8 protein-coding genes and 1 pseudogene are annotated in these 9,669 nt (G+C 37.0%); 8 read left to right on the top strand and 1 reads right to left on the bottom strand.

The annotated features are described in order from the left end of the window. Positions 1-668: 668 nt before the first annotated feature. The gene (locus H7U02_RS11100; RefSeq protein WP_101799806.1) at positions 669-1,031 is read right to left on the bottom strand and encodes a hypothetical protein; all 363 of its coding nucleotides are present in this window, start codon (positions 1,029-1,031) and stop codon (positions 669-671) included. A 208-nt stretch (positions 1,032-1,239) separates the two neighbouring features. Between H7U02_RS11100 and H7U02_RS11095 the strand changes: the two genes are divergently transcribed. The 8 genes and pseudogenes from H7U02_RS11095 to H7U02_RS11060 all read left to right on the top strand — a co-directional run bounded on the left by H7U02_RS11095 (position 1,240) and on the right by H7U02_RS11060 (position 9,457). Beyond that, positions 1,240-2,055, top strand: a complete 816-nt coding sequence (locus H7U02_RS11095) for a hypothetical protein (protein WP_101799805.1) — start codon at positions 1,240-1,242, stop codon at positions 2,053-2,055. Between the two features lie 11 nt (positions 2,056-2,066). Then, complete coding sequence (locus H7U02_RS11090) at positions 2,067-4,028, top strand: hypothetical protein (RefSeq protein ID WP_101799804.1); 1,962 nt, start codon at positions 2,067-2,069, stop codon at positions 4,026-4,028. A 23-nt stretch (positions 4,029-4,051) separates the two neighbouring features. Next, positions 4,052-4,357: a hypothetical protein gene (locus H7U02_RS11085; protein WP_260318486.1), complete on the top strand. Its 306-nt coding sequence runs from the start codon at positions 4,052-4,054 to the stop codon at positions 4,355-4,357. Between the two features lie 3 nt (positions 4,358-4,360). Next, positions 4,361-5,059, top strand: a complete 699-nt coding sequence (locus H7U02_RS11080; protein WP_201043361.1) for a hypothetical protein — start codon at positions 4,361-4,363, stop codon at positions 5,057-5,059. Between the two features lie 3 nt (positions 5,060-5,062). Next, entirely contained in the window at positions 5,063-5,485 is a 423-nt protein-coding gene (locus H7U02_RS11075; RefSeq protein ID WP_070578147.1) for a hypothetical protein, read from the top strand. Between the two features lie 17 nt (positions 5,486-5,502). Then, positions 5,503-7,563: a phage tail tip lysozyme gene (locus tag H7U02_RS11070; RefSeq protein ID WP_201043359.1), complete on the top strand. Its 2,061-nt coding sequence runs from the start codon at positions 5,503-5,505 to the stop codon at positions 7,561-7,563. 18 nt (positions 7,564-7,581) lie between these two features. Then, entirely contained in the window at positions 7,582-8,388 is an 807-nt protein-coding gene (locus H7U02_RS11065) for a hypothetical protein (RefSeq protein WP_260318485.1), read from the top strand. A 171-nt stretch (positions 8,389-8,559) separates the two neighbouring features. Continuing rightward, a pseudogene (locus tag H7U02_RS11060) lies at positions 8,560-9,457 on the top strand (IS256 family transposase). Positions 9,458-9,669 lie beyond the last annotated feature (212 nt).

Raw genomic sequence — 9,669 nt, 5'->3', positions numbered from 1 at the left:
AGATGTGTATAATAGACATATATGGATTTCTTAAATCTTTTTCAGAGAAGCCCAACTTATTTCCGAATTGGAAATAGTGTTTGTTATTTAAACGGTAGATGTTAAATTTGATATTAGTACAAGAAAGAAAAATTCTAGGACCTGAAAAACTTCTGAAGTTTAGAAGGCTTATAATTTACAAAATGTAATTCAGATGGGCTCTTTAAGTAGACTAATATTTGTTCGATTTCTCTTTCGATACTAGATAGCTCATTTTCCTCAATAGCTAAGGCCTATAGTAGGAGTATTCTGACTTGCAATCAATTTTCAAAGATTCATCAAAAAATATTTTATACCTCATATTATATCCTTGGATTTTATAGTATGATTTTAACATATATTTTCATAGATTTACTTTTAATGATGAAAATTTGAATCAATTTCAATAACTTTTTTAAAAAAGTAATGACAGTTACGATTTAAAAAAATATATGTGTTACATAGGACATTTAATATAAAGTTTTATTTGACTAGCTACTTTCTTCCTCGCGGTTTGGAGGCTGGCCAATATAAAAAAGAGAGGCAGTCTTGGACTACCTCTCTTAGATTATAGACAAACTACTTTTTAAAAGGTGGTTTGTTTTTTATTTTCTTAACATAATAGCATCGGCTGAATAGGTTTACTCTCATTATTTCTTTGCCATGAAGAATAAGAACAATGGATTGAAAAGACTGATGATGAATAGCAAAATCCCCCCGATAAGCAATAAGCCAAACATTGGATAAAAGAAACTAGAGATAGCTCCTAAAAAGAGGCCTATTGAACGAATGATACCATGTAGTGTCATGAATAAACAAAATAAGGCAAATATAGCAGTTAAACTCATTGAGAATTTCAACCAAATCAGTTGTGCAGTTTTGCCTTTGAATTCGAACAAAAAAGTGGCAAGGCAACAGCCAATGGCAATAAGAACCGAAAGTAGTAGCCATTTAAAAGATGTCCATGTGCTGATATAGAGTGAAAAATAAAATTCTTGTAACAAGTCTAGCATCCTAAAACCCTCCTAAAAAAGATTATTGCGATTGTATTGATTTGATTGTAACAAGATTTAAGTAGCTAGACAAGGTTAGAGAGCCCTAAATAGGAGTAAATAGTCACAAACATGGAGAAGTATGAGTAGCTAATGGGTGTCACTGGGTTACGAACGTCCCATACTGTTTTATAGAATAGGGAAGAATAATGTTTATGGAGGAAATGATATGCCAGGTTTAATTGAAGAACCAGTATTGACAAAAAAAGAGATTAGGAAACGAAAAAAAGAAGAGGAACGGAAAAGAAAACAAGCGAAGAAGAAGGAAAAGCAAACACAATTTGAAAGTATAGATCTTGGCGAACGTGCTGGAGAAGAGTTTGTGTATGTTCCGCTTAATAAGAAAAAACGTAGAGATTTCTTAGACACTGTTGCGATTTCTGACGTGAAGTCTATTCTATATGGCTATCCTAATCAACCGATACGATTAGCTAATGGCTATTCAGGTTATGTGCAGATTTTTGAGGTGTTTGGGCAAGATATTCAAGCGATGTCTAATGAAGAACAAGCAGCTGTTAAGGTAGGTTTCACTCTTTTTCTGTCTGGTACTACTTTTGACATGATGCTTCAGACAACAAAATTGCCAACAGACGTCTCAAGCCAATCTAACGAATTCCTACGTCTGCTGGATGAAGTCAAACAAGAGCAGAATGCTCCAGAATTGATTATCAATGATGGCGATGATTTTGACACAATCTCAAGTAAAGAGAGACTAATTTATCAACTTAGACAACGAGAAGATATTTTGAAAACAAAATATCTCGTACAACAAGTCGTTGCAATCAACCAACAAAATATCGAGTTCTTTATCTGGGTGTTTGGAGACACTTTGGCTGAAATAGATTCCAATACCCGTACCACCTTAACGATTGCTTCGAGCCACGGCTTTGCCCCTAAAGTTGTATCCGTCGAAAAAAAGGAAGAGTTGTTGACGCAATATTACAACTTTAATGATTCACTTAATGGTTCCCCTAACCAGTACTAGAAGGAGTTTACATGGATTTAAGTTCACGAAAAATCAAGAAATATATTCGAGAGGGTTATGACCTTAATCTTATTAGTAGGATTCAAAGTGATATTCCAGATTTTAAATATGATGATAGATATTGGAGACAAGCAAATGGTTATTATAAGATTGCTCATGTTCCATATGACAGATATCCAGAACATGGTTTACCGGACTTCTGGATGAGTGATTTAATGCTCGTTGATAATGTAATCAGTTTTATGTCCTTAGAACATACTTTAAATAATGAAATGTCTGACTTAGCTTCAAAAGCTATTTCGAATATGTTAGCAACGCAAAATACAAAGGCTGCACAAGATGCAGATGATAAGAAGCGTATTGGTTCTTTATTAGGCTATCGCGAAAAACTTGATAATAATGTTCCATCTAAAAAAATTCACACTCGCTTTTTGTTAGCGGCAAACACATTGAATGAACTGGTAGAACGAGAAGCTGATCTCAAGCAACAGTTGAATCAGTATTCAATTTCTTCTTCAGATGGCATGCAAGACGTCGAATATCATACAGCTTTTATTCCAGCTTCTCGATTGGAAGATACCCCACTACGTCGAAAAGGGCAAGCTGCATCCGTCTGGGATTTAGGTGCTGGCTATCCTTTTAACCATACAAACTTAATGGACACCTATGGTGTTTACTTGGGAGAAACACGTACCGGTGGTGTGGTGAACTTTGACCTTTTGCATGAAGATAGGGAACGTAAGATTCCATCAATGCTGATTGCCGGAGCAGGAAACGGAAAAATGAAACTGTTAGGTAACTTGATTGACACCTATTTTGCTAAAGGACATACAATTTTTAACATTGACCTTACTGGGAAATTAAAAGAACTTACGGAAATGCAAGGTGGTCGATATGTCAAGATGTCTGGGACAAATAATCGAAATCATATTAACCTCATGCAGATTATTGCAACGGCTTCCTCTGCAGATGGAGAAACAACAGACCAGGTCCAATCTTTCTATGCCCACCGTAATAAACTACGTGCTTTGGCTCAAATTCTTGATCCAGGGTTAAAGAATTCTGACCTCAATAATTTGTCGTCTGCTTTAAACGACTTCTATGAAGACCGTAGTCTGTGGAATCGTAATGCAGAAGTGATGGACCAAGAAGACTTAACGATTACGAATGTCATTCCTGAAGATTATCCAACGCTATCTCATTGGGTAGAACGCTTAAACAAGCTTAAAGAGGACAAAATCGCAGAGAGGAATGAAATTGATGCTGCAAGTTATGACCGTCTCTATAATGCTTTCTCTGGTCTCTTGGGGGATTATCGCTTCTTAAATGCGACCTCACAGTTTGAAGATTTCTCAAATGAACAAGTTGTGACCTTTGACCTCTCTGGGATTCAAGATACTGAACTTCTTAATATTCAGCTTTACCAAGTGTTATCTATCATTTCATCATACGCTGTAGCAAATGGAAGAAGGGTATCTGAGTATTTCCGTAGAGGGATTATCGGGGGAGATAAGAGCCAGCGACCTCATAGCATTATTACCATTAACGGAGCACATAAGCTCTTCAATTATCGTTATTCAGAGTCTCTTAACTTTCTAAAGGATTTGATTGAGAATGTAAGTAGTAACTATTCTGCATTTATTATGGAAATGAGTTCATTAGATAACATCCTCTTGAATGCAAACTCTACGGACGCAGTAGATTACGTTTTAGCGACACGCGCGATTTTCTCTATGATGACGTATCGTGTCTTTTCTCAATTAGGTGATTTGACTATCCCTCGTCTGGCAGATGCTTTACAAGGGGAAATGACCGAGAGTGAGCTTTCGTCACTTAAATATTTAAGAGATGGTGATTTCTTCTTAAATATTGCATCTGTCAAGAACTTAGTCTTCAATCATCAGCTAGCGGATAATAGTTCTTATGGGAAGTATCCGTATGATGAACATGTTCGCTATGCATTCTTACCATAGAAATGGTGAAAGGGGGAAATACAATGAACCTACAGCAACCATATTCTGATGAGGCATTCCAACTACAAACTAAAATTCTGACAGAGGATAATCCACATGATTTGGAGAGAATTGTAAATGATTACTTAGAGATCTTGGCTTACAAAAAGACCTGTCGTGTTGTTGATATTACTTATCAGATGCGAAAAACACATCTCTTAAGTAGTTTATGTGGCTTATTTGGAAGTCAGCAAGTGGATGAGTACTCAGCCATGATTATCTACCAAGAACCAGCTCGATTTGAGTCGAGAATATTTAAAACAGAAGAAGCACTAGAGGAGGAAAATTAATCAATGACCACACTAATGCAACTGTCACTATGGGTTAACAATATTGCTTATGACATTAAGACACTACGTTTCTTTAGGATCGTTTCCTTTATTATTAGTTTAGTTCTTGGTTTGGTTGGTTTCTATAGCTACCTCATGCTCTATCAGACACTTTTGTTCGCCTACGGTGTTCATTTTATGGCTATTGCCTATACACCGTATGTGTTTTGTGCCTTGATTGTAGCCATTTATCAGCTACTTACTGGTAAGAGACGTGAACGTATCAAGAAAGCAAAGCGTATCCTTATGTTTAGTCTTCTACCAATCTGTTTGATGAACACCTGGGGCTTTATCACGCTAGTGACTTGGGGGCTTGCATGGGTTATGGCCAAACTAGAATATAACCATAGAAAACGTGCTGTTAAGATCGTATCATTCTTCTCAAAGGAATTTTCACCTCTTTTTGAAAAGAGATTGGCTAATCGAAGCAACTATTATGCTTATCAATCTGCTTATCGTCTTCTAGACTTGATTCAGGTGTCAGCTTACGAAGAACTCTTTAAGGAAGAAGTGACAGAAAAAGATTATAAAGCTGGTCTCGTTGTTAAAGAGTTACACCGTACTTTCAGAATTAAAGGTGTACCTTTTTCTAAGGTAACTGTCACAGATAAACTCTATATTGCTCCACAAAAAATGCCAATTATTGGCTTAAGGAGGTTTTAATATATGGTATCTTATCGTTTTAAACGAGATGGTCAGTATATTCAACGTGAACTAGAACTAGATTCTCTTAATGGTTATCTAGATCAAGTCTATCCGGAAAGCCTCGATGAGCAAGTAGATTATTCAGCGTTTTACGATACCTACTATGACGGTTTTGGTGAAGACAGTATCTCACGTGAACAAGAGAAAAAACAAGGTCTCATTGCGCGTGGGAAAGAAAGGTTATCCAGTGTCAAGGAGGATGTGACAGACTATTATAATTTGCAAGTGGAACGTCACAAAGACTATTACTCAGATGAAGATTCATTTTGGATGCGTAAGCAACAACAAAAACGAAATCGAAAATTCATTAAACAAAGTATCTTTCTTGCCCTAGGACTATTACTTGTATTTGGTTGGTACTGGCTAACCGCACTACTTCATTAAGGGGGTGACTAAGATATTTGAAACGAATAGGTGATAAAGCTGCTCGAGTTCTACTGACGATTTTTGGAGTGAAGACAACCATTATTATAGGAACTATTTTAACTTTTGCGGTTATCTTAATTGCAATTATCACTGGTTTAATGGGGACGATTAGTACTTCCGGTGGGAAAGGTGGCAAGACTAACGCCCAATGTGTAACCTACCAAAAAGATGGCGATGAAGAAGACGATGATGAAGAAGATGATGATGGCTCTAAGCCTCAATCGACTTCTACTAAAACTGACTCATCATCTGCAAGCGATTCTGATCCCTTTACGAAGGGGACAAAAGCCTATGAAAATGCCCACAAAGTCTTCATGGCCTTAGTGAATGCCGGACTGTCTGGGGAATCTGCTGCAGGTCCTGTTGGTTGGGCAAACTCTGAAGGGGGCTATGACATCATTGGACGTGCCCAAGGACATTATGGTGGTGGTATCAATGACTCCATTTCTAAGGGAGCTGTTCCAACGACAGGTGGTACGTCTAACACACTTGGTGGTGGTGGAATCTTCCAGTTTGACCCCTTCACGAAATATGCACCTTTAAATAGTCCAGACTGGGAAGATGCTGATAAGATGGTTGCCTTTGTTATTGATGCAATCTCAAAAGGTGACTGGAACCCAGCCTATGACGAATCTGGCCATAACTGGTCATTCCAGGAGTTTGCTAAACAAACCAATATCGATGAAACTGCTATGGCATGGAATGCCTACGAACGAGGTAATATGGCTTATGTCAGACCAGAGCAAAAGAAGGCGGATGCAAGGAAGTTTGCGGAAGCCTTCGAAGCAAGTAAATATAAGTACGATGATGCCAAGTTCCAAAAGGCGTTTGGTGGTGGTGGAACTTCTTCCAATAACTCCTCGTCAAGTAGTCAAAGTTCAGATGATGATGACGGTGACGACGATGAAGAAGATAGCGACAACGAAGACAATGATAACGATAGCAGTTCAAGCAGTTCATCAAGTTACTCTAGCAACAAGGATAGCAAAAAAGACAGTGATAAAGACAAAAAGTCTATTGATACTGATAAGGCTATCAAGTGGTATAAGGATAAGCTAGGGAAGGTCAAGTATTCTCGTGATGCTCGTACTGGACCAGATAGCTATGACCATTCATCTGCTTTATACTATGCCCTTGTTGACGGTGGTGCTAAAGAATCTGGTTCTCCAGTAGATACCGATTCAGAACACGATTGGTTGAAAGACAATGGTTATGAGTTAGTGTATGAGGGTGCCTGGTCGTCCAAAGATGATGTTCAAAACCGTGAAAAAGGGGATGTCATTATCTGGGGTACGAAAGGTAGTAGTTCTGGAGATAAAGGACAGACCATGCTAGTTGAGGATAGGGAGAATATTATCCAATGTTCTCCATCAACCGACGGGATTGCTGAGAATAATTATGGTCAATATCGAGACCGTATTACTATGGACTACGGAAAAGTCTATGTCTATCGTCCAAAAGAGTCAAAAGACAAGAAGGATAAGGATGATGACAAGGAAGAAGTAGATGCAGATACGTGTGGTGATAGCGATAGTAGTAATCTTAGCACCGATACAGGTCAACCACTTGATGTCCCTTATACCATTACCCAACTTTTCGGTGCATCAGCTAATGCTGGTGGTCCAAATGCAGGTTCAGGACACACAGGAATGGACCTTGCAGCACCAGAAGGCTCTCCAATTTATGCCGTAACAGACGGTGAAGTAGTAGAGGTCAATGAAGAGGCGATGAATATCGACGGTAACCACGTGATGCACACTCTTCCAGATGGCACTATTATATATTATGGACATATGCGTGATGTTACTCTTGTTAAGAAAGGGGATAAGGTCAAAAAAGGCCAACTTATCGGATATGTTGGACAAACGGGTGCAGCTACTGGACCACATATTCACTTTGAACGTCGGAAAACAAAAGTCTTCCAGTATGGTGATTTCTTGAGTCCAGCATCAATTATTTTAGGAGATACCCAACCACAAGTTGGTATGGTGATTGATCCTAAGACACAAAAAGGTGGAGCACCATCTAAAGAATAAATTTGAATAGGAGAAAAAATGAAAACAAAAATTAAGCCAAAAAGCATGTCATTATTTACTGCATTGTGCCTAGACTGGTGTTTGCGAAAAGCTTTCTTATGGTTCTTTTTAATTATGGGAACACTCTTCTTGAATATCCTTTTTAAGACAATGCTAGGTCAACAAGCATTATTATTTATTAGTGTTATCGAAGGCATTTATCTAGCATCATTCACGTTTAGGGTTATTCAAAAATACAGAGATGGTAGGGAATTGTTGGTTTATACCATCTTAATTAGTTTCATTGAGATGATAACCTTGTGTGTTCTTTTGTTGAGGCCAACACAGGTTACAGAAGCCGAAGTGACTTATATTTTAGAACTATCAGTTATTAGTCTCATTCTTTATGTTGTAGGTTCGAAATTAAGTTCTAGCTTATTTAAATGTTATCTATTCAAGAATGTTATCGATGTGGATTATATTGGTTTGAAGAAATCTACTGAAACTAACTCAGATAATGAACATTCACTTATTCATGATATTGAATTGACGGGCTATGACACTAATGCTCAAATGACAATGGTTAATAATAATGCTATTAAGCCAGAGTATAGGTCGATTGTTGAGGTCACTAATATGGAATGTGAGAAAGTAATTGCTCCTCGTTATTATAGAGAAGGAACTGCTCCAGGCAAGCCTCAAGGGGATATCAAACATACGTTTGAAACGAAAGATACGCTATACCATCTTCATTTCAACTTCCATTTATTCGGCATTAACAGTAAGTTTTCACCATGTTATCTTTATTTAATTGACCTAACGGTTAGTGATAAACAGGGTAGGTAAAACATAAATATAATTATGTATATAAAGGAGATTTTTGAAATATAGTTATATGATAGAATCAAAAACTGCAGAACTTAGAGAGGTAGTGTAAGATAAGTTGTGTAAACACAAAAAGCAATAAATCCGTTTATAGTAGAGTTGCAACACATTACTAGAAAGAGATCTACTTCTATAACTCAATTTACCACTGAACTACTTAACTTCCTAGCTCAAAAACGAGATATCGATGAATTTTTCCGTTTTTCTCTTGAAACAGTTATGAACGATCTGCTTCAAGTAGAATTGTCGGCCTTTTTAGTTCTGCCACAATTTCTAACATCTCAAAAACAACTCAGGAAAATGTCGCTGAGGCTTAGAACCTAATTAACTGTCTTGTTTCTTGACGGAACCTATCTTCCATTAAGACGTGGAACCGTTAGTAAAGAATGTATTCATATCGTACTTGGCATTACACCATAGGGATAGAAGGTTGTTCTTGGATATGAAATCGCTCCAAATGAAAACAATGCTTCTTGGTCCGCCCTGTTAGACAAGCTTCAAAACCAAGGAATCCAACAGGTTTCTCTTGTAGTGACTGATGGATTTAAGGGGTTGGAGTAGATTATCAGTCAGGCTTACCCATTAGCCAAAAACAATGTCACTTAATTCATACTAGTCGAAATCTGGCTAGTAAGGTGAAATGATTTGATTGAGCGGTTATTCTGGAGCAATTTAAAACGATTTATCGTGCTGAAAATATAGAAATGGTAGTACAAGCTTTAGAGGACTTTATCGCCAAATGGAAACCAAAGTATAGGAAAGTAATGGAAAGTCTGGAGAATTCGGATAAACTTTTACCTTTCTATCAGTTTCCCTACCAGATTTGGCACAGCATTTATTCGACAAACCTCATTGAGTCTCTTAAGAAAGAAATCAACCGTCAAACTAAAAAGAAGGATCTTTTTCCAAACGAGGAGGCTCTGGAACGTTGTTTAGTTACTTTGTTTGAAGGTTATAATTTCAAGCAAATTCAACAATCTATAAATGGTTTGGCCAATGTTTTGACACACTTGAAAGCTTATTTGATTAACACTCCTTAACTCTGATTGAGTGTTTACATATAATTATTGACAGTATCTAAGTATGAAGGATTTGTTAAGGAATTGGAAAAGTTTGTAGAATTATTAAATACTGATAGAAGTTTTTATCAGAAATATAAAGAAAAACTCTTGATAGAGTAAGAAAATAAAATTGTATCTTATAATAATGAGATAAATAAACTCCAAATTTATAGTAAAATAT

This window comes from Streptococcus sp. 3.1, assembly GCF_016648915.1.
Classification (GTDB): Bacteria; Bacillota; Bacilli; order Lactobacillales; family Streptococcaceae; genus Streptococcus; species Streptococcus salivarius_E.
Note: the sequence above shows the minus strand (reverse complement) of the source record. Positions and strands in the feature narration are given on the sequence as shown.

Coding starts and splice junctions, on each gene's coding strand:
- H7U02_RS11100 (WP_101799806.1), bottom strand. CDS start 1,031: ATGCTAGACTTGTTACAAGAATTTTATTTTTCACTCTATATCAGCACA.
- H7U02_RS11095 (WP_101799805.1), top strand. CDS start 1,240: ATGCCAGGTTTAATTGAAGAACCAGTATTGACAAAAAAAGAGATTAGG.
- H7U02_RS11090 (WP_101799804.1), top strand. CDS start 2,067: ATGGATTTAAGTTCACGAAAAATCAAGAAATATATTCGAGAGGGTTAT.
- H7U02_RS11085 (WP_260318486.1), top strand. CDS start 4,052: ATGAACCTACAGCAACCATATTCTGATGAGGCATTCCAACTACAAACT.
- H7U02_RS11080 (WP_201043361.1), top strand. CDS start 4,361: ATGACCACACTAATGCAACTGTCACTATGGGTTAACAATATTGCTTAT.
- H7U02_RS11075 (WP_070578147.1), top strand. CDS start 5,063: ATGGTATCTTATCGTTTTAAACGAGATGGTCAGTATATTCAACGTGAA.
- H7U02_RS11065 (WP_260318485.1), top strand. CDS start 7,582: ATGAAAACAAAAATTAAGCCAAAAAGCATGTCATTATTTACTGCATTG.